General features: G+C 64.2%; 20 protein-coding genes. 11 read left to right on the top strand and 9 right to left on the bottom strand.

Translation table 11 applies throughout. The annotated features are described in order from the left end of the window. Positions 1–140 precede the first annotated feature (140 nt). Complete coding sequence (locus tag PQQ51_RS25140) at positions 141–1,217, top strand: LacI family DNA-binding transcriptional regulator (RefSeq protein WP_408499575.1); 1,077 nt, start codon at positions 141–143, stop codon at positions 1,215–1,217. Positions 1,218–1,259: 42 nt separating this feature from the next. Here PQQ51_RS25140 and PQQ51_RS25135 read toward each other — a convergent pair whose 3' ends face one another. Then, positions 1,260–2,591 carry a chloride channel protein gene (locus PQQ51_RS25135; RefSeq protein ID WP_408499574.1) on the bottom strand — a complete coding sequence of 444 codons (1,332 nt, stop codon included), beginning with the start codon at positions 2,589–2,591 and terminating at the stop codon, positions 1,260–1,262. Positions 2,592–3,051: 460 nt separating this feature from the next. Between PQQ51_RS25135 and PQQ51_RS25130 the strand changes: the two genes are divergently transcribed. The 8 genes from PQQ51_RS25130 (at position 3,052) to PQQ51_RS25095 (ending at position 15,129) form a co-directional block, all read left to right on the top strand. Next, the gene (locus PQQ51_RS25130; protein ID WP_408499573.1) at positions 3,052–4,272 is read left to right on the top strand and encodes an MFS transporter; all 1,221 of its coding nucleotides are present in this window, start codon (positions 3,052–3,054) and stop codon (positions 4,270–4,272) included. Between the two features lie 359 nt (positions 4,273–4,631). Next, positions 4,632–5,501, top strand: a complete 870-nt coding sequence (locus tag PQQ51_RS25125; protein WP_408499572.1) for a TetR/AcrR family transcriptional regulator — start codon at positions 4,632–4,634, stop codon at positions 5,499–5,501. A gap of 403 nt (positions 5,502–5,904) precedes the next feature. Then, a complete protein-coding gene (locus tag PQQ51_RS25120) occupies positions 5,905–8,403 on the top strand; it encodes an acyl-CoA dehydrogenase (RefSeq protein ID WP_408499571.1) in 2,499 nt (832 codons plus the stop codon). 134 nt (positions 8,404–8,537) lie between these two features. After that, positions 8,538–9,947 carry a 3-oxoacyl-ACP reductase gene (locus tag PQQ51_RS25115; protein WP_408499570.1) on the top strand — a complete coding sequence of 470 codons (1,410 nt, stop codon included), beginning with the start codon at positions 8,538–8,540 and terminating at the stop codon, positions 9,945–9,947. 2 nt (positions 9,948–9,949) lie between these two features. Next, positions 9,950–10,891: a MaoC/PaaZ C-terminal domain-containing protein gene (locus PQQ51_RS25110; RefSeq protein ID WP_408499569.1), complete on the top strand. Its 942-nt coding sequence runs from the start codon at positions 9,950–9,952 to the stop codon at positions 10,889–10,891. 35 nt (positions 10,892–10,926) lie between these two features. Then, positions 10,927–12,228 carry an acetyl-CoA C-acetyltransferase gene (locus PQQ51_RS25105; RefSeq protein ID WP_408499629.1) on the top strand — a complete coding sequence of 434 codons (1,302 nt, stop codon included), beginning with the start codon at positions 10,927–10,929 and terminating at the stop codon, positions 12,226–12,228. A gap of 107 nt (positions 12,229–12,335) precedes the next feature. Next, positions 12,336–14,111: an AMP-binding protein gene (locus tag PQQ51_RS25100; RefSeq protein ID WP_408499568.1), complete on the top strand. Its 1,776-nt coding sequence runs from the start codon at positions 12,336–12,338 to the stop codon at positions 14,109–14,111. Positions 14,112–14,238: 127 nt separating this feature from the next. Continuing rightward, positions 14,239–15,129, top strand: a complete 891-nt coding sequence (locus PQQ51_RS25095) for a DUF1571 domain-containing protein (RefSeq protein WP_408499628.1) — start codon at positions 14,239–14,241, stop codon at positions 15,127–15,129. On the opposite strand, the gene PQQ51_RS25090 is transcribed toward PQQ51_RS25095, so the two are convergent. The 6 genes from PQQ51_RS25090 to PQQ51_RS25065 all read right to left on the bottom strand — a co-directional run bounded on the left by PQQ51_RS25090 (position 15,126) and on the right by PQQ51_RS25065 (position 19,473). Further along, positions 15,126–15,518 (bottom strand): hypothetical protein, encoded by a 393-nt coding sequence (locus PQQ51_RS25090; RefSeq protein ID WP_408499567.1) that lies wholly within the window; start codon positions 15,516–15,518, stop codon positions 15,126–15,128. The two genes, PQQ51_RS25095 and PQQ51_RS25090, sit on opposite strands and share 4 nt — an antisense overlap. 15 nt (positions 15,519–15,533) lie before the next feature. Continuing rightward, on the bottom strand, positions 15,534–17,111 hold the full coding sequence (locus PQQ51_RS25085; protein WP_408499566.1) for an FAD-binding oxidoreductase: 1,578 nt from the start codon (positions 17,109–17,111) through the stop codon (positions 15,534–15,536). A gap of 69 nt (positions 17,112–17,180) precedes the next feature. Further along, positions 17,181–17,675, bottom strand: coding sequence for a hypothetical protein (locus tag PQQ51_RS25080; protein WP_408499565.1), 495 nt, complete (start codon positions 17,673–17,675; stop codon positions 17,181–17,183). A 245-nt stretch (positions 17,676–17,920) separates the two neighbouring features. Further along, on the bottom strand, positions 17,921–18,784 hold the full coding sequence (locus PQQ51_RS25075; RefSeq protein ID WP_408499564.1) for an anti-sigma factor family protein: 864 nt from the start codon (positions 18,782–18,784) through the stop codon (positions 17,921–17,923). After that, entirely contained in the window at positions 18,784–19,314 is a 531-nt protein-coding gene (locus PQQ51_RS25070; RefSeq protein WP_408499563.1) for a sigma-70 family RNA polymerase sigma factor, read from the bottom strand. The genes PQQ51_RS25075 and PQQ51_RS25070 overlap by 1 nt, the downstream gene beginning before the upstream one ends. Before the next feature lie 15 nt (positions 19,315–19,329). Then, the gene (locus tag PQQ51_RS25065; RefSeq protein ID WP_408499562.1) at positions 19,330–19,473 is read right to left on the bottom strand and encodes a hypothetical protein; all 144 of its coding nucleotides are present in this window, start codon (positions 19,471–19,473) and stop codon (positions 19,330–19,332) included. 349 nt (positions 19,474–19,822) lie between these two features. Between PQQ51_RS25065 and hfq the strand changes: the two genes are divergently transcribed. After that, positions 19,823–20,335 (top strand): RNA chaperone Hfq, encoded by a 513-nt coding sequence (gene hfq, locus PQQ51_RS25060; RefSeq protein ID WP_408499561.1) that lies wholly within the window; start codon positions 19,823–19,825, stop codon positions 20,333–20,335. A gap of 20 nt (positions 20,336–20,355) precedes the next feature. Here the strand turns inward: hfq and PQQ51_RS25055 are convergent, their stop codons facing one another. Next, positions 20,356–20,583: a hypothetical protein gene (locus PQQ51_RS25055; RefSeq protein WP_408499627.1), complete on the bottom strand. Its 228-nt coding sequence runs from the start codon at positions 20,581–20,583 to the stop codon at positions 20,356–20,358. A 315-nt stretch (positions 20,584–20,898) separates the two neighbouring features. Between PQQ51_RS25055 and PQQ51_RS25050 the strand changes: the two genes are divergently transcribed. Beyond that, positions 20,899–21,108 (top strand): hypothetical protein, encoded by a 210-nt coding sequence (locus PQQ51_RS25050; RefSeq protein ID WP_408499560.1) that lies wholly within the window; start codon positions 20,899–20,901, stop codon positions 21,106–21,108. A gap of 164 nt (positions 21,109–21,272) precedes the next feature. On the opposite strand, the gene PQQ51_RS25045 is transcribed toward PQQ51_RS25050, so the two are convergent. Next, on the bottom strand, positions 21,273–21,989 hold the full coding sequence (locus tag PQQ51_RS25045) for a DUF2968 domain-containing protein (RefSeq protein WP_408499559.1): 717 nt from the start codon (positions 21,987–21,989) through the stop codon (positions 21,273–21,275). Positions 21,990–22,020: the final 31 nt, after the last annotated feature.

Here is a 22,020-nt window from a genome sequence, read left to right as displayed (position 1 = left end):
CGTGTACCAACGAAAATTCAAGGCACGCAAACCAGAGCCGTGAAATCGGCCGCTCTCCTCCCAATTCCTGAAGTCGCCGGACGGTCGCGTAGAATGTCGAAAATCGTTTTCGATCCCCAGCGAACCCAGAGAAAAGCGCAATGAACATTCACGAATTTGCAGCCATGCTCAAGCTGTCGATCAGCACGGTGTCGAAAGCGCTGAATGGCCGCGAGGACGTCAGTCCCGCGACCCGCAAGCGCGTACTGGAAGCAGCGGAACAGCACGGCTTTTCCCCGGACCCGGCCGCGCGCCGCTTGCGCCGGCAATCGGCCGACACGATCGCGTTCGTCGTGTCGGCGCCGCAAACGTCATTCGCGCATCCGTTCTTTCTCGACATGTTGATGGGCGTAAACGATGCGCTGGACAACAGCGGCTACCAGGTCATCGTCGCTTCCGCACGAAGCGTGGAGGCGGAGCTCGACGTGTTCAAGCGCCTGATAGAACGCCAGCGCGTCGATGCGCTGCTGTTCGGGCGCACGCGTCGGCAGGACGAACGCATTGCCTACCTGCTCGATAACGACATTCCGTTTGTCGCCTTCGGCAGAAGCGAGACCTCCGACGATTTCCCCTATGTCGATATCGATCATCGCGTGGTGGGCCGCGCCGGTTGTGCGCGCTTCATCGCGCTGGGGCATCGGCGGATTGCGCTCGTCCATGCCCCCGAGTATCTGATGTTCAGCCACCTCGAACATCAGGGATATGCGGACGCATTGCGCGCCGCCGGCATCAAATTCGACAAGGCCCTCTGTGTCGAAGCCGCGATTTCCGAAGAAGGCGGCGCGGATGCCGCCCGGCGCCTTCTCGAACTGCCCGACCCGCCCACCGCCATCGTGTGCGGCCATGACCTGATCGCGCTGGGCGTATTGCGCGGCATCGCGGAAACCGGCAAGGTGCCGGGCCGCGACGTGGGTGTTATCGGCGGCGACAATCATCCGATCGGCCGCTACGTCCAGCCGGCGCTCACGACCTTTACGGCCGAAACGCACCGTGCCGGCAAGCGGATGGCGGAAATGCTGCTCGAACGCTTTGCGGGCAAATCGCCGAAGGATCTGCAAGAGGTGTGGACGCCGGAGTTGATCGCGCGCGCGTCGGACGGTCCTCATCGTGTAACGGACGAGAATGCCGCGCAGAGCAAACCGAATCCGTCGAAACGAGGCCGCGCCGTTCGCGCATGAACGCCCCCGCCCGCCGCGAACGCTCAGATGGTCCCCACGCTGTCAGCGAGCCTTGCTCGCCCCACTCCAGCTCAGACCCAGGCTGGCCTGCAACGCGGGAACCCACTTCACGCAAGCCTGATACGCCAGCATCGCTCCGCCGACCGCGAACAGAACCGGAATCAGGAAGTCGTGACTCACGCGGGTGAATTCGAACACCAGCACCACGGCCGTAATCGGCATCTGCATCGAAGCCGCGAGAAACGCCGCCGCGCCGACGATCGCAAACGCGCCCAGCGACGCGCCCGGCCACAACATGCTCCACAACCCGCCGAGCACGATCGCGAGCAACGCGCCGTTCGCGAGTCCGGGCGTGAGCAAACCGCCTTCGGCGCCGGCGCGCAGACTGCTCGCCGTGATCACGACCTTCAGAACCAGTAGCATCGCCGCGAGGCTCAGGCTCAGGCCGCCGTCGAACGCGAGGCCCGCCGGCCCTTTGCCGTTGCCGAGCAACTGCGGGAAATGCATCGCCAGCACGCCGATGATCGCGAAGTTCAGCAGCGACAGCACCGGCAGACGCCAATCTTTCGGCGCCTGAGCGCGTGCATGCTTCGTCAGCGCCGTGAAGGCCCATGCCGCGACGCCGAATACCGGCCCGCACACTACCGCCCACACCACGAGCGACGCATTGAGCGTCAGCGACGGCACCAGGTACTGATGCTCGTTGCCGAGGCCCGCCTGTGCGACCAGCGCGGCCACCGCCGAAGTCGCGACCGCCGGCACGAGCGCCTTCCAGCCGAAGGTGCCGAGCAGCACTTCGAGTACGAACACCGCGCCGCCGAGCGGCACGTTGTACACCGCCGCGAGACCCGCGCCCGCACCGCACGCCACCATGACCCGGCTGTCCGCCACCGACAGTCCCGCGCGGCGCGACAACCAACCGGCGAGCGCCGAGCCGATCTCGCGCGGCGCGACTTCGCGGCCGAGCGGCGAGCCGAGTGCGACGGTGACGATCTGCAGTACCGCATGCACGGTCGTGCTCAGCATTGGCATGCGTGGATCGTCGGACTTCACGGCCTGGCGAATGCTGACCAGCGGCTTTCCAAAGCGATACAGCAACCACCAGCCGAGTCCCGCGACGAGACCGCAGATCGTCAGCACGATCACGCGCCGCTCGGGCGATGCGCCGCTGACGCCTTGCAGGAAACTCTCGCTGCTAACCAGATGCGCCGCGCTATAACCGAATGCGAGGTGCTGAATGCCGTGCAGCAGCAACGCGAGCAACATGCCGCCGAGACCCGCGCCGAGCCCCGTCAACAGCGTGACGACGACGAGCGCCTGCAGCGGACTGCGTTCGCGGCGCACGGGTGCGGAAGTGATGGACTTGACTGACATGACGCGTCGACCTGGCGGGTGTTAATGAGATAAGCGCCATGTTATGGCGCGTCGCAACATGAGTCCAATTGATTTTTCTGTTCGACTGATACGAATTACGCATATATCCAGTAGGCGCCGAGCTGGCTTATGTTCGCGCGATTTCAACCCGCCGACACGAAAAATCTCGACAGTCAAACCGACCGGAAATCAGATTGCCCAGGTATTAAATACACATTACAGATAACCGTCTAAATTCCCCACATATTAAATACGATAATTACATTAACCATACATAAACCATGCATTGATATTAAGCACGATATTTGCTCTCGGGATTAACACGGATAAACGCGGCTTCATTCATGCAAGCGTTTAACAGTCGGCGTACACTCGCTCGAAGCCCGCAGCATGGGGCGCACGGGGTTACGGAGCGGCCCGTCGTCGAAAGCGGGTTATTGGAGACTCAGGAGAACAATCAATGAGCTGGACACGGGAACAGAGAAACGTCACGATCGCCGCGTATCTCGGCTGGACGCTGGACGCATTCGATTTCTTTCTAATGGTGTTCGTATTGAAAGATATCGCGGCGGAATTCAATACGAAAATCCCTGCGGTTGCCTTCGGCATCATGTTGACGCTGATGATGCGGCCGGTCGGCGCGCTGATTTTCGGCTGGCTCGCGGACAAATACGGCCGACGCCCCACGCTGATGGTCAACATCGCGTGCTTCTCGCTGCTCGAACTGCTGTCCGGCTTCTCGCCGAACCTGACCACCCTGCTCGTGCTGCGCGCGCTGTTCGGTATCGCGATGGGCGGCGAATGGGGCGTAGGCGGCGCACTGACGATGGAAACCGTGCCGCCGAAATCGCGCGGCATCGTCTCGGGTCTGTTGCAGGCCGGCTATCCGAGCGGCTATCTGCTCGCGTCGGTGGTGTTCGGCGTGTTCTATCAGTACATCGGCTGGCGCGGGATGTTTTTTGTCGGCGTGTTGCCGGCGCTGCTCGTGCTGTACGTGCGTGCCCATGTGCCGGAGTCGCCCGCGTTCAAGACGCTCGAAAAGAAAACGCGTCCAGGTCTGATCGCCACGCTGAAACAGAACATCGGCCTGTCGCTCTACGCGATCGTGCTGATGACCGCGTTCAACTTCTTCTCGCACGGCTCGCAGGATCTGTATCCGACCTTCCTGCGGGTGCAGCATCAGTTCGATGCGCACACGGTGTCGTTGATCACGATCACGCTGAACGTGGGCGCGATGATCGGCGGTCTGTTCTTCGGCTGGATCTCGGAGCGGATCGGTCGCAAGCGCGCGATCTTCATCGCCGCGTTGATAGCGTTGCCGGTGCTGCCGCTGTGGGCGTTCTCGTCCACGCCGGTCCTGCTCGCGGTCGGCGCGTTTCTGATGCAGATCTCCGTGCAAGGCGCGTGGGGTGTGATCCCGGTGCACTTGAACGAGATCTCGCCCGATGAGATTCGCGCGACCTTCCCGGGTCTCGTGTATCAACTCGGCAATCTGATCGCATCCGTGAACGGACCGTTGCAGGCGAGCGCCGCGGAAGCGCACGGCAACAACTACGCGTTGATCATGGCGGTGGTGATCGGCATCGTGGCCGTGATGATTGCGGTGTTGATTCCGTTTAGCCGCGAACGTCGCGGCATCGATATGACGCAGTCGGCGAAACAGGTGGCCGCCCAGCTTTAAGCGTTCGAACTAAACAGCTATTTCGCCGGCGCGTTATCGTGCACAATAGCTACACAGGCGGCTCGAACCGCACGCGTCGGCGACGCGAATAAAAAGCAGCACGCAGGGCCAAACACAGGTAGCAAGCAATACGAGGCCGTTCCGATTTCCATCGGAACGGCCTTTTTTATTTCCGCGCGTTTTTGACGCAACGCGCGCCTTTGGGAGCAGACCCTCGTCAGGTCTTCTAGAGGAGTTAATCGACAGACACCCCTTGATCGCTATCCACACTTTCTTTATCTTGAAAAAAACGGCTGTTTCAAATCGACATTTGAATCGCTTGTTTGCGGGCCGGACGCCCGGCAACTGGGAGACGCAACATGGCAGTTCGCACAACAGGCCGGCATGCCGGCGACACGAAATCCCGCATCCTCGACGCCGCCGAAACGCTCTTCATCGAATGCGGCTATGAGGCCATGTCTTTGCGCCAGATCACTTCGCGCGCCGAAGTCAATCTGGCGGCAGTCAACTATCACTTCGGCAGCAAGGAATCGCTGATTCATTCGATGTTGTCGCGCCGGCTCGACCGGCTCAACCAGGAGCGGGTCAAACTGCTCGACCGCTTCGACGAAATGCTCGGCGCGCGCCTGACCTGCGAGCATGTGCTCGGCGCGATGTTCATTCCGGCATTGCGGCTATCGCGTGATCCGCGCGTCGGCGGCAAGGCGTTTTTGCGTTTGCTCGGGCGCGCTTATACCGATCCGTCCGCGTTCATTCGCGACTTTCTGAATGGGCACTATGCGTCGGTGGCGGTGCGCTTTTTCGACGCGTTCCAGCGCGCGCTGCCGCATCTGCCGCGCGAGGAACTCGGCTGGCGTCTGCACTTCGCGATCGGCGCGCTATCGGGCGTGCTGGCCGGCACCGATACCGACAGCCTCATTTCGGAGTTCTCGCAAGGCAAGTCGATGAACGATCTGCAACTGATCGCACGTCTCGCGTCGCTGATGGTCGCGGCACTCAAGGCGCCGCTGCCCGACGGCTCGCAACTCGCGACGTTCGCCGCCGTGCTGGGCGACGCCACCGAGGGCGGTGTGGACTGTCCGGTACAGAGCGCGGCACAGGCGGCCGGCACCCCGCAGCAGACGTCCGGCGCGGCACCGACGGACTCGGCGAACTCCGACGGCGAGCGCCGCGGCGGCGGCGACATCGAGGCGAGTTCGTGGCAGCACTCGTTGCAGGGCACAGCATAAAACCCGGCGTCAAAACGCTATGTGAAACGCGGCCTGAAGCAGACGGCGCCCACTCGGGCCGTCCGCGCACAACCGGGAACGAAACGTGCGTTGCGGATTTCGCGTGAGAGCGCCGCGCCGCACTAACGATAAGCAGCGACAGGCAACCCGAAACACCGGATACACAGCAGACCGAAACATCATGAAAACAACCGACCCGAGCAGCACGTCCAGGTCGCGCACCTAAGCGCCGTGCCGCTGTCGAACAGCAGACAGGCACGATGCAAACGTGACTGGGTCGCGCGGCCCGACAGCGCCCCGCAGCACACGGCGAAGCAGAACCGCCAATGAAGATCGACAGAACGCGAGCCGTCCGCGCCCCGTGGATGCATTCGCACGCACCATCGAAACAGGAGGAAACGTCATGCCGTGGTTCATCCTTGTGCTCGTCATCGCCGCTCTGGCGCTCACCTATGTCCAGGCCCGCGCGTCCTGGTGGCTCGCTTTCATGATCGTCTGGGTGGCGGCCGCGCATGTCAGCGGCGCTGCGGGTCCGGTGGCGACCACGATCCTCGCTGTCGTGTTCGTGCTGCCTGCTCTCGTGCTGACGCTCAAGCCGCTGCGCCGCGCGTGGCTCGCGAAACCGGTGCTCGATATCTTCCGCAAGATCCTGCCGGAGATGTCGCCGACCGAGCGCGACGCGATCGAAGCCGGCACCGTCTGGTGGGACGCCGAACTGTTTTCCGGCCGCCCGCACTGGGACACGCTGCTCGGCTACGGGCCGGCCACGTTGACCGCCGAAGAACAGTCCTTCCTCGACGTCGAATGCGAGCATCTATGCGATCTCGCGAACGACTGGGAAACCACCGTGGTGTGGCAGGACCTGTCGCCGGCAACCTGGCAGTACATCAAGCAAAGCGGCTTTCTCGGCATGATCATTCCGAAACAGTACGGCGGCAAGCAGTTCTCCGCGTACGCGCATTCGCAGGTCATCATGAAGCTCGCCACGCGCTGTTCGGCGGCCGCTGTTTCGGTGATGGTGCCGAACTCGCTCGGCCCCGCCGAATTGCTGATGCACTACGGCACCGAAGAACAGAAGAACCACTATCTGCCGCGGCTCGCGCGCGGCGACGAAATCCCCTGCTTCGCGTTGACGAGCCCGTACGCGGGTTCGGATGCGGCGGCGATTCCGGACGTCGGCATCGTCTGCAAGGGTATTCACGAGGGTCGCGAAACGCTGGGCTTTCGCGTGACGTGGGACAAGCGCTACATCACGCTCGGGCCGATCGCGACCGTGCTCGGTCTCGCGTTCCGCGCGCTCGACCCGGACCATCTGCTCGGCACGGAAGACGAACCGGGCATCACCTGCGCGCTGATTCCGACCGACCATCCGGGCGTGAACATCGGCCGCCGCCATTGGCCGCTCAACGCGGTGTTCCAGAACGGCCCGAATTCGGGCAAGGACGTGTTCATTCCGCTCGACTGGGTGATCGGCGGTCGCGCGCAGGTCGGCAACGGCTGGCGCATGCTGATGGAGTGCCTCGCGGCCGGCCGCGCGATTTCGCTGCCGTCGTCGAACGTCGGGATGGCGAAGATCGCCGTGCGCGGCACCGGCGCGTATGCGGCGATTCGCCGCCAGTTCCGCACCCCCGTCGGCAAATTCGAGGGCGTGCAGGAAGCGCTCGGCCGGATGGGCGGCAACCTGTATGTGATGGACGCGGCGCGCCGTTTGTCCGCGCACGCGGTGGACCTCGGCGAAAAGCCGTCGGTGATTTCGGCGATCGCGAAGTATCACATCACCGAACGCGCGCGCATGGTCATCAACGACGGGATGGATATCGCCGCCGGCAAGGGCATCTGCATGGGGCCGTCGAACTTTCTCGCGCGCGCCTATCAGCAGGTGCCGATCGCGATCACGGTGGAAGGCGCGAACATTCTGACGCGCTGCCTGATCATCTTCGGCCAGGGCGCGATTCGCTGCCATCCGTACGTGCTGAAGGAAATGGCCGCGACGCGCGAAACCGATCGCGCGAAGGCGCTGCGCGATTTCGACGAAGCGTTCTTCGGCCACGTCAGCTTCACGCTGTCGAACGTGGTGCGCAGCTTCGTCTACGGGATCACGGGCGGTGCGTTCATCGCGAGACCGCAGGCCGCGCATGCGCCGCTGCATGCGTACTATCGCGCGGCCACTCGCGTCTCCACCGCGTTCGCGTTGCTCGCCGACGTTTCGATGTTCGTGCTCGGCGGCGATCTGAAGCGGCGCGAACGGATTTCCGGGCGTCTCGGCGACGTGCTCTCGCAGCTCTACCTGATCTCCGCAACACTTAAGCGTTTCGAAGACGAAGGTCGTCAGCCGGAAGATCTGCCGCTGGTGCGCTGGGGCGTCGAAGATTCGCTGTACCGCGCACAGCACGCGCTCGACGGCGTGCTCGCGAACTATCCGAACCGTTTCGCGGCCGGCCTCGTGCGTGTGCTAGCGTTTCCGTTCGGGCTGCCGTATCGCGAACCTTCGGACCAGCTTGGCACCGGGATCGCCGAACTGATGCAAACGCCTGGCGCCGCGCGCAACCGGCTCGTATCGGATTCCTACGTTCCGCATCCGGACGTCGACGCGCTCGGTTACGGCGAGCTGGTGTTCGAACTGAATCCGCGCTTCACGCAGATCGACCAGAAACTGCGCGACGCGGTCAAGCAGGGCCTGCTCTCGCCGCTGCCGCAAAGCTTGCCGCAACTGGCCGCGTGGACCGACGAGGCCGAGCAGAAAGGCCTGCTCGACGCCGACGATCGGCGCGTGCTGGAAGACTACGCGCGTTATGGCGCGCAGGTCGTGAAGGTCGACGATTTCCCCGCGGACTTCGACATGCTCGCCGGTTTGCAGAAGCGCAAGGAGGCGCTCGACAAGGCGCTCGAACTCGCGGCGTGAACTCGCAAAAAAGACATGCCGCTGAGACACACTCAAGCGGCCCAACTCAGTGCACACTGACGCAGATCCTATAGGCCCTTAATGAACCCCAACAGGGCTTACCTCGGAGCGTGGTCAGCGGAGCAGGCAACGACATGAACGACTCTTACCTGAATTTCGTCAACTCGCCGTTCGGCGCGCGCCTCGCGCGCTCGCTCGGCCTGCCACAGCCCGAGGTGCTGCGCCGCTATCGCGCGGACCGTCCCGAGTTCGACGGGCTGGTGGCGATCGGCGCGGCACGCGAACCGCAGTTGCTGGATGCACTCGCGAATCTGGTCGCGAGTATCGGCGTGACCAGCGTCGCGCATGAAAGCGCGGCGCCGTGGGTGCCGCTCGCGAATCGGCACGGTCTGATGACCGGCCGTTTCGAGGCCGCCGATTCCGGCTCGCCGGGCAAGCTCGCCGCGCTGCTGTTCGACGCGAGCGGAATCGAAGACAGCAGCCAGCTCGAACCGCTGCATGCGTTCTTTCACGATACGCTGCGCTCGCTCGGCAAATGCGGGCGCATCGTCGTGCTCGGCCGCACGCCCGAGCGATGCGCGAATCCGCGCCAGTGGACCGCGCAACGCGCGCTCGAAGGCCTCACCCGTTCGCTCGGCAAGGAAGCGCGGCGCGGCATCACCGCGAATCTCGTGTATGTCGAAGCAGGCGCGGAGAGCGCGCTGGATGCGACGCTGCGGTTCTTTCTGTCGCCGCGTTCGGCCTATGTATCGGGCCAGGTCGTACGGATTGCCGCAAGCGTGCAGACGGAAAAGCCGGCCTTCGACTGGCAGCAACCGCTCGCCGGCAAACGCGCGGTGGTCACCGGCGCGGCGCGCGGCATCGGCGCGGCGATCGCGGGCGTGCTTGCAGCCGAAGGCGCGCACGTGATCGGCATCGACATTCCGTCGGCGAGCGATGCACTCGATGCGACCGTCCGCCAGTTGAACGGCACCGCCCTCGCGTTCGACATCGCCGCGCCCGAAGCGCCCGCACAGATCGCCGCGGCGCTCGATGAACTCGGCGTCGATATCGTCGTGCACAACGCGGGCATCACCAAAGACAAAACCATCGCGAAGATGACCGACGCCGCGTGGCAAAACGTCATCGACATCAATCTTTCCGCGCAGGAGCGGATCGACGACGCGCTGCTCGCCGCCGGCATTGTGCGCGACGGCGGGCGCATCGTCGCCGTGTCATCGATCAGCGGCATCGCGGGCAATCTCGGCCAGACCAATTACGCGACGTCGAAAGCCGGCGTGATCGGCCGCGTGCAGAGCATGGCGCCGCTTCTGCGCACGCGCGGCATCACGATCAACGCGGTCGCGCCCGGCTTCATCGAAACGCAGATGACCGCGAAGATTCCGCTGACCATTCGCGAAGCCGGCCGCCGGATGAATTCGATGAGCCAGGGCGGCCAGCCGGTCGACGTCGCGCAGACCATCGCGTGGCTCGCGCATCCGGGCTCGGCCGGCGTGAGCGGCCAGATCGTGCGCGTGTGCGGTCAAAGTCTGATCGGAGCATGAGCATGGGCGAGCCGTTCGGAGAAGGTCCTGAGTTCGGCGTGCCCCGCCCCGATGCGGCGCGGCCTGACGCCGCGCGACCGAGAACCGTCGTCGTCGAGCCGTTGCCCGCGCCGGGCAAGCTGTATGCGCGCGCGTTGTCGGGCCTCGTCAAGCGCGGGCGCGATACGCAACTGCCGGCGCTGCGCCTCGTGCGCCCCGCGGTCGCGCTCGACCCCGGCTCGATCTGGCGCTATGCGCGCGTGTGCGGCTTCATCCCCGAGCACGGCGTGCCGCTCACCTATCCGCATCTGCTCGCGTTTCCGCTGCATCTGCTGATGCTGACCGACCCCGCGTTTCCGTGGCCGGCGCTCGGACTCGTGCATCTGGCCAATCACGTGCGGTTGCGCCGGCCGCTCGCGTACAAGGACATGTTGCGCGTCGAAGTCGAATTCGGCGCGCTGTTGCGTCACGACAAAGGCCAGGCGTTCGTGCTGCACACACGCATGTACCGGCGCGGCGAGGCCGTGTGGGACGGCGACAGCGTCTATCTGAAACGCGGCGTGACGGCGAGCGGCAGTGTGCTCGATCCGCTCGAACCGGGCTCCGATCCGCTGCAACGCATCGCGCGCTGGCAGTTGCCGTCGCAACTGGGGCGCGACTACGCGAAAGTTTCCGGCGACTACAACCCGATTCACCTCACTGCACTGTCGGCGAAGGTATTCGGCTTTCCGCGCGCGATCGCCCACGGCATGTGGACGCTCGCGCGTGCCGCGGCCGCGCTGCAACCGCCAAAGCCGCTCGCCGAAGCCACGCTCAGCGCCGAATTCAAACTGCCGATGCTGCTGCCCGGCGAAGTCTCGCTGTGGAGCGCGTCGTCATCGCTGATCGAACGCGATATCGAAGTGCGCGATATCGGCGGAGAAAAACCGCATCTGCGCGCCCGCATGCGCTGGAAGCTGCAATGACCGCAATCACCGACCTCACGACCCAGGAGACGAGCATGTCCAACCCGCTGCCCGCCGTGCGCCGCGTCGCCATCGTCGGCGGCAACCGGATTCCGTTTGCCCGCTCGAACACCGCGTACGCGACCGCGTCGAATCAGGACATGCTGACCTTCACGCTGCAAGGGCTGATCGACCGCTACGACCTGCACGGCCTGCGTCTCGGCGAAGTCGCGGCCGGCGCCGTGATCAAGCATTCACGCGATTTCAATCTGACGCGCGAATCGGTGCTCTCCACCACGCTGGCGAAGGAAACACCCGCTTACGACGTGCAGCAGGCCTGCGGCACCGGTCTCGAAGCGGCGATCCTGGTCGCCAACAAGATCGCGCTCGGACAGATCGAAGTGGGCATCGCGGGCGGTGTGGATACGACCTCGGACGCGCCGATCGGCGTCAACGAACGCATGCGCAAGATCCTGCTCGAAGCGAATCGCGGCAAGAGCACGGGCCAGCGTGTCGGCGCGCTGAGCAAGCTGCGTCCGGGGATGTTTTTCAAGCCGCTGCTGCCGCGCAACGGCGAGCCGCGCACCGGATTGTCTATGGGCGAGCATTGCGAACTGATGGCCAAGCGCTGGAACATCTCGCGCGAAGCGCAGGACGTGCTCGCGTTCGAGAGCCACCGCAAGCTCACCGACGCTTACGCGCGCGGCTTCGTCAACGATCTGATGACGCCGTATCGCGGCCTCGCGCGCGACAACAACCTGCGCGCGGATCTCACCCTCGAAAAGCTCGCCGGCCTGAAGCCGGTGTTCGACCGCGATGCCGGCACGCTGAGCGCCGGCAACTCGACGCCGTTGACCGACGGCGCCTCCGCCGTGCTGCTCGCAAGCGAAGCATGGGCGGCCGAACGCGGGTTGCCGGTGCTGGCTTATCTGAGCTGGTCGGAAACCGCCGCGGTCGACTTCTTCGACAAGAAAGAAGGCCTGCTGATGGCGCCAGCCTATGCGGTGCCGCGCATGCTCGCGCGTGCCGGCCTGACGCTGCAGGACTTCGATTTCTACGAAATTCACGAAGCTTTCGCCGCACAGGTGTTGTGCACGCTCGCGGCGTGGCAGGATGACGAGTATTGCCGCACGCAACTCGACCTGAACGGCCCGCTCGGCGCGATCGACCGTTCGAAGCTGAACGTGAACGGCAGTTCGCTCGCCACCGGCCATCCGTTTGCCGCAACCGGTGGGCGGATCGTCGCGGGACTGGCGAAGCTCCTCGCGCAACTCGACAAACCGGCCGGCACGGCGCGAGGTTTGATCTCGATCTGCGCGGCGGGCGGCCAGGGTGTCGTCGCGATTCTGGAACGCTGAGCCGCGCCGGCGCGGCGGCACTCGCTTCAACGTTTTACCGGCTGCTGTTTTGACCACCGCGGAACCAGCACATAAACAATCGAAGCCACCGCTTCAGGAGACGACCGATGACCGAGCCCACGCAAGCCCCACTGTCGCCCGCCAGCGAGCCCCATGCGTCAGCGGCGCCTCACGCGCCGAACACCGACGGCATCTGGTACAACGCGTACCCTCTCGACGTCCCGCATGAAATCGACGTCACGCAATACGAATCGATCGTGCAATTCTTCGACGAATGCATCGAAAAATTCCGCGAGCGCGTCGCATACGTGAGCGTGGGGGCCAACCTGACCTACGGCGAACTGGGCCGCAAAGCGACCGCGTTCGCCGCGTACCTGCAGAACATCGGCGTGAAGCCCGGCGAACGTGTCGCGATCATGTTGCCGAACACGTTCCAGTATCCGGTCTCGCTATTCGGCGTGCTGAAAGCGGGCGCGGTGGTGGTCAACGTGAATCCGCTCTACACGGTGCGCGAACTCGCGCATCAGTTGAAGGACAGCGGCGCGCAAACCATCATCGTGTTCGAGAACTTCGCGAAGACTGTCGAAGACGCGCTGCCGGGCACCAAGGTGCAGAACGTGATCGTCACGGGTCTCGGCGATCTGCTCGCCGACGGTCTGAACCTGAAAGGACGCCTGCTCAACTTCATGCTGCGCCACGTGAAGAAAATGGTGCCCGCGTACCGTTTGCCGCAAGCGGTGCCGATCCTCGAAGCGCTCGCAATCGGCTACACGCGCCCGTTGACGCCGGTGCGCGCAAGCCGTGACGACATCGCGTTCCTGCAATACACCGGCGGCACGACCGGCGTGGCGAAAGGCGCGATGCTCACGCACAAGAACATCATCGCGAATCTGCTGCAGGCGAAGGCGTGGTCCGAGGGCCAGTTGAACGGCGACATCGAAACCGTGCTCACGCCGCTGCCGCTCTATCACATCTATTCGCTGACGGTGAACGCGCTGATCTTCATGGGGCTCGGCGGGCGCAACATCCTGATCGCCAATCCGCGCGACATGAAGCGCGTGATGATGATCATCCGTCACGAGACATTCACCGGCATTACCGCGGTCAACACGCTTTACAACGCGTTTCTCGACAACGAAGAATTCCGCAAGCGCGACTTCTCGAACCTGAAGCTCGCAATGGCCGGCGGCATGGCGACGCAGAAGTCGGTCGCCGAACGCTTCAAGGCCGTCACCGGCAAGCCGATCATCGAGGGCTACGGGCTCACCGAATGCTCGCCGATCGTGTCGATGAATCCGGTCGACCTCGCCAATCTGCGCGACTTCGAAGGATCGATCGGCCTGCCCGCGCCATCCACGCAAGTGCGCTTCAGGAAGGACGACGGCACGTGGGCGAACATCGGCGAAGCGGGCGAACTGTGCGTGAAGGGTCCGCAGGTGATGAAAGGCTACTGGAATCGTCCGGAGGAAACCGCCAAGGTGATCGATGACGACGGCTGGCTCGCCACCGGCGACATCGGCGTAATGGATTCGCGCGGCTTCATGCGTCTGATCGATCGCAAGAAGGACATGATCCTCGTGTCGGGTTTCAACGTGTATCCGAACGAAATCGAAGACGTGATCGCGATGCATCCGGACGTGCGCGAAGTCGCGGCAATCGGCGTGCCCGACGAGGCGCAAGGCGAGCGCGTGAAGGTGTTCGTCGTGAGGCGCAATCCGTCGCTGAGCGCGGAACAGGTGATCGCGCATTGCCGCAAGAACCTGACCGGCTACAAGGTGCCGAAGCTCGTCGAGTTCCGCGACGAGCTGCCGCAAACCAATGTCGGCAAAATTCTGCGCCGCGCGCTGCGCGATGAGGAACTCGCGAAGCAAAAGTCTGCCTGAGAGGCAGGGCGCGCCGCGCCGTCACCTTTCGGAGAGCTTCATGAAGCACAGCATGTCCGCACACTCGCGCCGTTTGCTGCATAGGCCGGGCTTCATGTACCTCGACCGCAAGCGGCTGTCGCAAGCCATGCTGATCGGCGCGCTCGCAGCCGCGTTCGTAACACCCCCGGCATTCGCGCAGAACGACGACACCCCGCCCCCGCTCGACGCCGCCAGCGCGGCCAAGGCGCCGCCGGCCACGCCGTCGTCGCAGGTCGGCAAGCTCACGCTGGACCAGCAGGTGAAGTGGCTGCGCAGCGCGCAACAGAGCGGCGCGATGGCGAAGCTCGAGGACGACCAGCTCGTCGCGCTCTTCAAGTCGCTCGATCCGCTTGCGCTGCCCCGCTATATCAAGGAAGGGCCGAACGGCTACGCGTCCTACGAGTTCACGATGGCGCGTTCGGAACGCATTCACGGCCAGTGGCCCGACAAAGCCGATCACATGCTGGTGCGGATCGCGCGCGATCCGCTGCGAATCTACGCGAAATGGCTGCCTGACGGCGCGCACGCGGGCCAGGAAGTCATCTACGACGAATCCAGACGCACCGACGAAATGTACGGCCACCTCGGCGGCCTGCTCAACGTATTGCCGCTGTGGACCTCGCTGAACGGCTCGCTGGCGCGTGCGCAATCGAACCATCAGATACGCGATCTGGGCACCGAGTACATCGCGAATCAGTATCTTGCCGAAGGCAAGAAATACATCGAAGCCGGTTTGCCGCGCTCGACCCAGGTGGAAGTCAGAACCATCGACGGCGTGCGCGTCGTCGCGTTCACATTCGAAACGCCCACCGGCCAGCCCCAGTTCTACGCGAAGAAGGAAACGCTCGGACTCGATCTGCGGCATCCGTATTTCCGCACCGTCGAGTCTTACGACAACGACGGCAAGATCTTCGAGAAGATCGTTTTTGAAACCATCACGCCGAAGACCTTCGACGACGCCACGTTCGATCCGAAGAACGCGGAGTACAAGTTCTAACGAACACGGCGCGGCGTCAGTACGAACGCCGCGTCAACGCTGCGTTCGCGGCTGTGTTCGATCATCAGGCCGCCGCGTGTCGCGAGCTGTCTGAGCACGAAATAATCGGAAGCGCGCGTGAGGCCGATCAGCGATGCAGGCGTTTGCGCAAGACGCGGCGCGAGCGTCGCGTACCACAGCGTGCCGATATCGTCGCCGGTGTCCAGTACGGGTACGTTCATGCGTGCGAGGTGCCGCGCGAACTCCGCGCCGCGCGCGAGCGTCGTATCGACTACCGCTATCGTGCCGGGCTCGACGGCCGCTTGCGCGAGCCACGGCCAGACACCGCTCACGCCGGCCGCCGCCACCGGGCACCACGCGCCTGCCGTCATGAACGTGCGACGATCCATGCTTTCATCCCATGCTCAGGTATAGCCGCGACGATCGCGCCACGCCGCCGGCCAGATACCCTGCTTGCCCGGCGCGAGGATGCCGTTCGGGTCGAGTGCGTCCTTGATCGTTTCCGAAAGACGTAGCAACGCGCCGTCGTTGAAACTGTATTGAGCCGCGGCAAAATCCATGTACGCGAGATGCGCGCGATATTCGCCGTAACCCGCCGCGCGCGCATCGCTCATCAGAGCGCGCAGCAATGCACCGGCCTGCTCGACCTGGTTTGCGTCGTCGCGATCGAAAATCGCCGCGAAGATGTGATGCAGATGCCGCGCGCCCGCCGTAAAACCGCCGTAGTAATCGAAGCCGTATTCCGCGGCGCGGGTCTTCACCATCGTGTATTGGCGCAGCGCGTCGCGTCCGGTGGCCGGGCACACCGGCGCGAAATCCACGTGCGCCCCCGCGCCGCCACGCCAGTCGAGCATGCGAAACGCGCTCATCGCCGGAATGCCCGCGAGATTGCGATCGCCGCCCGCCACGGGTTGCGCGTCGCCGTTATAGCGCGTGGCCGAGAGCCGCGCTTGCGGCACGCGCGCGAACGCACGCTGCACGATCGCGTAACGCGCGTCGATCAGTTCAGGCGTGCCGTATAGCGCGAAATGCAGATTCCAGCGGCCGACGTTCAGCTTGTCGAGCATCGCCGCGACGGCCGACTCGGGCATCGCGCCTGTGCCCTCGTACCACTGCGCTCGCGCCGACAAACCTGCGGCCCGGCGCAGACCGCCTTCGATCACCGCGTGATTGCGGATCGTGCCGTCGAGACGCAGCGGACGCAGCATCTCCACGATCGCTTCGAGATCCTCTTCATGCTGGAACTGGATTTCGCCGAGCAGATACGCGGGCGGCGCCGGCATCAGCCACACGCCGAGTTTCGTGACGATCCCGTAGTTCGACTGCATGAACATCGAATCGAACGACGGTCCATAACCTGGCTGATACAACTGCCACGCCGTGCCGATGTCGATGCCGCCCATGCCCGTACGCAACACGTCGCCGTTGGCCAGCACCACTTCCATTCCGCACTGCTGCGCCGCATGATCGCCGTAGTCGGTATAGCCGAAACCGCGCTCGAGCGTATTGCCGACCACACTGCCCCACCCCGCCGCCGGCGGATCGACCCACAAACGGTAGCCCTTGTCGCGCAGATGCGCGTACAGATCGAAGTACGTGACACCCGGCTCAACGAGCGCATACGCGAGCGACTCGTTCACTTCGATGATGCGGTTCATCCGTTGCAGATCGAGCACCACCGACCCCGGCAGACGCGGCGCCGCGCCACCATACGCGAAGTTGCGGCCGGTGGAGACCGTCCATAGCGGAATGCGGAATTGATTGGCAATCCGTAGCACGGCACGAATCTCGTCGACGGATGCGGGCAACAGCGCGGCCGATGCCGCAAACGCTTCGCGCTCGCCCGGCGCGAACGGATCGAGATACGCGGCAAGCCCCGCTGCCGAGGTCACCACGTGCGCGTCGCCGACGATCGCGCGCCATGCGGCGAGCGCCTCGTCGAATGACGCGGCGGAAAGTTTCGGCGGCAAGCTGCGGGTCAAAGTATCTCCTTTACGGCGATGGCGCGTGAGCGATTGCGTTCGGCATCGGTCATGTGGGGTCGCGCGAACTTATCGGTGCATTCCACCGCCGCCGTGCGGCATCGCGCCCGCGCCGTGCCAACCGCCATGTCCGCCGATGCCCATCCCGTACGAACCGCGCGAGTAGCGCACATGATCCATACGATGAAAATGATGGAAGCGGTCGACAAACACGAACGATACGCCGCCGACGAACGCCACCGGCGGTCCCCAGAACCATGGATCGTAGTAGTAGACCGGCGCGGGCGCCAACGCCTGCGCGCCTTCATCGCCCTCGACGATCTGCCACGAACCGTCCGGCTGCAGACACGCGCGGCCAGTGACCGGTTGCATGACGCCGTCGATTTCCGCCTGCCCCGCAACGAGGCGGCACGTCGGCGAGTCGTTCGGCTGCGCAACGGCAGCCGCAGTGGCGACGTCGGCGTCGTCCGTATTGGCGTTGACTTGCGCCGCGCAACCGGCACACACGAGCAGACCACCCAGGCCGACGCCTAGCCCCGCGCTGAATCGATGAAAAGTAAACATGATGAACTGCCTCGACGCTCCGGCTTTGCGACACGCGGGCAGCGTGCCGGCGCCGTGAAGGCCCCGTCGGTTTGCCTCGCCCGGACTTGCAGTCGAGCCTCTGTCGGTATCTCAACTGCAAGGTCCTGCTGCAAGTAAACGATGCGCTACGCGACGCTATTCCGCCGGCCGCACCTGAGCACCGGACATTTCTGTTACTACGTGTTTCCGCGCCGGTTCAGGTGCGAATCCGGCCGCAACTCGCACTACTGCCACGCTTCCGGCTTCCCTCCAAGCGCGCTGCACACATCCACTGCAATCGAGCGCAGTTTGCCTTCCGCGATCGGCCCCGACAGCGCGTAGCCCATGCCGTCGCTGACCCAGTAGAACGTGCGGCGGTTGCCGTCGCGAAACAGACGGAACGCGGTTTCGTCGCGCGAGATGCCGGTGATGTAGAGCGTGAGACGCGCGCCGCTGCGATTCTCGTACATGAACTGCGCGGCCGGTCCCGCTTCTCCCGGCAGCAGACGCCCGCCCACCAGTGAGTACCCATACTCCTGCAACGACGGCACCGACAATTTCCGGTTCAGCCGTTTCGACAGCCAGTTGATCAGATGCTCTTCTTCGCTCGCGGCCACTTCCACCGGATGGCGCTGCTCGGGCGTATACACCGCATAGGCGATGTCGGCGCGCTGCGCGAAGTTCATCGGCTGACCGCCGAGGCCGTTCCACGCGCCGCCCGTCAGACGCGGCGCGAGCGGGCCGAGCGCCAGCGCGAGTCCCGCGCCGAGCGCAAGCCAGCTTGCCGCGAGACCGGCGCGTTGCCACCACGGCCTCGTCCGGCGCACCACGATGAAGGCCGGTTCATCATCTGAAGCGACCGCGGGATGGCTGCCGCGCCTATCTTCATACGCAGCCCCTTGCGGCAGAAGCGGCGCGCCGCACAACGCCCGCAGCGCCGCTTTCTGCGCGCGCCACGCCGCCACCCGCGCTGCGGCTTGCGGATGCTGTTCGAGTTGTGCCTCGACCGCGGCGCGCCCGGCGGGCGTCAGTTCGCCGTCGACGAACGCCGACAGCGCTCGCAGATCGAGCCCTTCGGGCAAGCTGGAATCGTGGTCGTCGTTATTCATCACGGATTTCTCACTACTTTCAGCGGCTGGGTCTTGCGCGCCGATCCGTCGGCCGGCCCCTCCGTCAGCAGCACGCGCACGTGCTCACGCGCGCGCGACAGCCGCGACATCACCGTGCCGATCGGCACGCCGAGCGCGCTCGACGCCTCCTGGTAAGTCAGTTCCTCCACACAGACGAGCAACAGCACTTCGCGTTGCTCGAGCGGCAGACAATATAGCGCCCGCTGCAGATCGCGCAGCACCAGACCGTCGACTTCGCCATGCGGCGCCTCGAGCGTGCGCCACGGCGCGCTTTCTTCGTCGACGGCAATTTCGCGGCGCCCGCGCAACTGATCGATGTACAGATGCCGCAGGATCGTCAATAACCACGCGCGCAAGTTGCTGTTCGGCCGGAACGCGGACCAGCGCGCGAGCGCACGCTCCGCCGTATCCTGCACGAGGTCGTCGGCCCACGCGCGGTCGCCCGTCAGTGCGCGCGCATAGCGGCGCAACTGCGGGAGCCACGAAATCACTTCCGCTTCGAAATTCACCCGGTACGCGAATGCTCAATAGCCGCCGCTACTGCCACTGCCGCCGCTGGTGGCGGACGCGCCGCCGTCGGTTCCCGACGTGCAGGCGGTGGTCGCGAGCGAACCCAGCGCGAGCGCGCAGAGCATGAGGACGGCGGAAAGGATGCGGGATGCTTTCATGTGGAGTCTCCTGATGACGTCCAGCCTCGGCAGATGCCGGCAAGGCGCCGATCGGCATACGCGAAATGCGCTGCCATGCTGATTGAACGCAAACCGACGCGGCTTTATTCCACGCGCGCGTCTCTTTCTTCCGCCATCTTTTCCGCCAGCCGCGCGGCAAACCGTGCAGGCAGGACCGCAGAACGCATCATTCGTCGGCAGATTCGTAACTCAACGTTACAGCCAGGCGTTATCAGATGCTTATGTCCGCGCAAGCCGTTATAGTGGACGCAGTTCGCCCGCCCACGCGTTCTGCCCCCACACAGGGTAGAATCGCGGCGAACAACCGTCTTTCTAACCTGAATTGTCCATGGCTTCTGCAGAATCGCATCCGCAAAACGACTTCATGAATGCTGCGCGCAAGGAACGAAAGCGCGTCGAGATCTACCTCGTCAACGGCATTCGCCTGACAGGGTGCATCGAGTCGTTCGATCAGTATCTGGTGATGCTGCGCACGCCTGTCGGCCTGCAAGGCATCTACAAGCGCGCGATCTCGACGATCCAGCTCGACACGGGCACGCGCCCCGCGCCGCGCGCCGGGCGTCCTTCGCATGGCGAGCACACCACGCGCGGCCCGCACGGCTCGCGTGAACCACGCGACCATCGCGAGCCGCGTGAACCACGTGAACCGCGCGAGTCGTATGGCGCGCAGTCCTCGTCCGAACGGCCGGCTTCGTCGTCGTCCGAGCGCAGCGGCTCTTCCGACGGCCCGGTGGTCGTCACACGCCGCCGGCGCCTGTTCGGCACGGGCGGTGACGGCGGCAACCATGGCGGCGGCCATCACGGCGGCGGCAGCAGTGGTAATGGCGGCAGCACCGAATAAGCACTGCATGCAGCGGCTCGCTACTCCGCCGGAGCGCCGAGCCGCTGCAAAATCTTCTCCACCCGCATCACCTGCTGCTCCGTCAGCTCGAATCCACATTTGACCGCCAGTACGCGGCGCCGCCAATAGACGGCGTTCAGCATGCGCTGCGCCGGTTGCCGTGTCGCCCAATCCAGGTGTTCCAGTTCCGCTTCCACCACATGTGAGGCGTTGTAGCGCTGCGCACGTGCACGGTTCTTCGGGTCCATGTTTTCCGCTGCCTTGTCGTCGACCACCCGTTCAACTGCCTCGTCATCTGCTCGGCTACCGCATCACCCGGCTGGTTGTCGCTTCCTTTTGAGCTCGATTTCACGGGCTCGCGATGGCCGGCGCATGCGGTCGGCGCGTGCTTCAGTGTCTTTGTAGCGACACCCGAAGAACGATTTGATGCGTGTTGAATTTAATTTTTGTTAGCTGGAGGCGGCCCCTGACCACCAAGCCCCACGTAAATGTCACGCCAGCGACGTCACCATCGGCTTTGGTCTATGCTGAACAACCGATCCCTTGCGTTGTGGAGCGTTGCCATGTCCAAGCAAAAGCCGCATGCAGCCGATGACAAAACCGTCGACCCGACCGCCGGCGTCGACAGCCGCCTCGACGAAGCGTTGATGGAAAACTTCCCCGCAAGCGATCCGATCGCGGTCGACCCGGTCGACCATCCCGCGCCGCACCAGTCGAAGAGCACGCAAAAGCCCGCGACCGATGCGCCGGCAGCGAACAAGAAGCGGCATTGACCGGGCATACGTCGCGCGGTTCGTCTGCGTGAAAGAAGTGGGATGGTGTGCTGCGGAAACAGACGGACAGGCTCGCCGCAGGAAGCGACACGCCTAAGTGACAACGGGGCCGGGCGACGACGCGCCCTGTGCCCCATTCAATTCATCGAGTCGATCAAACGGACTCAGTGCGACGGCAGCCCGCTTTCCAGTTGACGTTGCAACTCGCGAACCTGGCGCTGCGCGGCGCGCAACTGGTCTTGCGCGCTGGCTTTCTGCTGCGCGAGCGCCGTTGCTTCGGCACGCGTTTGCTGCTGCTGCGTCGCGACGATGCTCTGCTGCTGGCGCGCGACGTCGATGTCGGCCTGCAAACGGTTCGCGCGATCCTGCGACAACGCGATCATCCGCTCGGTGAACGCCTTCTGCGCTTCCAGTTGCGTGCGACGAATCTCGACGTCCGACAGTTGCAAGGTCTGACGCACAAAATCCTTATAGATCATGTCCGCGCGGGCAGCGTCCTGAGTCTTGATGACGCGCCAGAAGTTCTTCTGCTGGAACAACGCAACGTAGTACGTCATCTCCTTGCCGTAGAACAGGAGACTCGCGCCGTAGCTGCCGTTGTAGGTCGTACGCAGTTCGCTCAGATCCGAACCGTGGATCATCTGCTGCAATTCCGCGACATTGCCCGCCGCGGACTGCTTCGCTTCGTCCGTGGTCAGCGCACCGGTCTGCACTTGCGGAGCCTGTGAATTGGCCGGCAACGCGGTCGTCGCGCCCGGCTGGGAAACAACGCCAGCGCTCGCTCCGCTATCCTGCAGAGCCTGCGCGTTCACGCCCTGCACGGCCCCCATCGCGATGAATGCGGCCAGGGCAATCTGTCGTAGTTTCGACTTGTGGTCCATGTAAATCCTGCTTGAACAGTTTTTGTTTTAG

The organism is Paraburkholderia xenovorans (assembly GCF_046030735.1).
In the GTDB taxonomy this organism is placed as follows: domain Bacteria; phylum Pseudomonadota; class Gammaproteobacteria; order Burkholderiales; family Burkholderiaceae; genus Paraburkholderia; species Paraburkholderia xenovorans_A.
This window is presented reverse-complemented; position numbering and strand designations above follow the sequence as displayed.

Excerpts from the sequence above, each read along its gene's own strand:
- PQQ51_RS25075 (WP_408499564.1), bottom strand. The coding sequence starts at position 18,784 with ATGAATAACGACGACCACGATTCCAGCTTGCCCGAAGGGCTCGATCTG.
- PQQ51_RS25105 (WP_408499629.1), top strand. The coding sequence starts at position 10,927 with ATGTCCAACCCGCTGCCCGCCGTGCGCCGCGTCGCCATCGTCGGCGGC.
- PQQ51_RS25140 (WP_408499575.1), top strand. The coding sequence starts at position 141 with ATGAACATTCACGAATTTGCAGCCATGCTCAAGCTGTCGATCAGCACG.
- PQQ51_RS25055 (WP_408499627.1), bottom strand. The coding sequence starts at position 20,583 with ATGGACCCGAAGAACCGTGCACGTGCGCAGCGCTACAACGCCTCACAT.
- PQQ51_RS25130 (WP_408499573.1), top strand. The coding sequence starts at position 3,052 with ATGAGCTGGACACGGGAACAGAGAAACGTCACGATCGCCGCGTATCTC.
- PQQ51_RS25125 (WP_408499572.1), top strand. The coding sequence starts at position 4,632 with ATGGCAGTTCGCACAACAGGCCGGCATGCCGGCGACACGAAATCCCGC.
- PQQ51_RS25115 (WP_408499570.1), top strand. The coding sequence starts at position 8,538 with ATGAACGACTCTTACCTGAATTTCGTCAACTCGCCGTTCGGCGCGCGC.
- PQQ51_RS25045 (WP_408499559.1), bottom strand. The coding sequence starts at position 21,989 with ATGGACCACAAGTCGAAACTACGACAGATTGCCCTGGCCGCATTCATC.
- PQQ51_RS25100 (WP_408499568.1), top strand. The coding sequence starts at position 12,336 with ATGACCGAGCCCACGCAAGCCCCACTGTCGCCCGCCAGCGAGCCCCAT.
- PQQ51_RS25090 (WP_408499567.1), bottom strand. The coding sequence starts at position 15,518 with ATGGATCGTCGCACGTTCATGACGGCAGGCGCGTGGTGCCCGGTGGCG.
- PQQ51_RS25120 (WP_408499571.1), top strand. The coding sequence starts at position 5,905 with ATGCCGTGGTTCATCCTTGTGCTCGTCATCGCCGCTCTGGCGCTCACC.
- PQQ51_RS25135 (WP_408499574.1), bottom strand. The coding sequence starts at position 2,591 with ATGTCAGTCAAGTCCATCACTTCCGCACCCGTGCGCCGCGAACGCAGT.
- PQQ51_RS25110 (WP_408499569.1), top strand. The coding sequence starts at position 9,950 with ATGGGCGAGCCGTTCGGAGAAGGTCCTGAGTTCGGCGTGCCCCGCCCC.
- PQQ51_RS25050 (WP_408499560.1), top strand. The coding sequence starts at position 20,899 with ATGTCCAAGCAAAAGCCGCATGCAGCCGATGACAAAACCGTCGACCCG.
- PQQ51_RS25065 (WP_408499562.1), bottom strand. The coding sequence starts at position 19,473 with ATGAAAGCATCCCGCATCCTTTCCGCCGTCCTCATGCTCTGCGCGCTC.
- PQQ51_RS25095 (WP_408499628.1), top strand. The coding sequence starts at position 14,239 with ATGCTGATCGGCGCGCTCGCAGCCGCGTTCGTAACACCCCCGGCATTC.
- hfq (WP_408499561.1), top strand. The coding sequence starts at position 19,823 with ATGGCTTCTGCAGAATCGCATCCGCAAAACGACTTCATGAATGCTGCG.
- PQQ51_RS25080 (WP_408499565.1), bottom strand. The coding sequence starts at position 17,675 with ATGTTTACTTTTCATCGATTCAGCGCGGGGCTAGGCGTCGGCCTGGGT.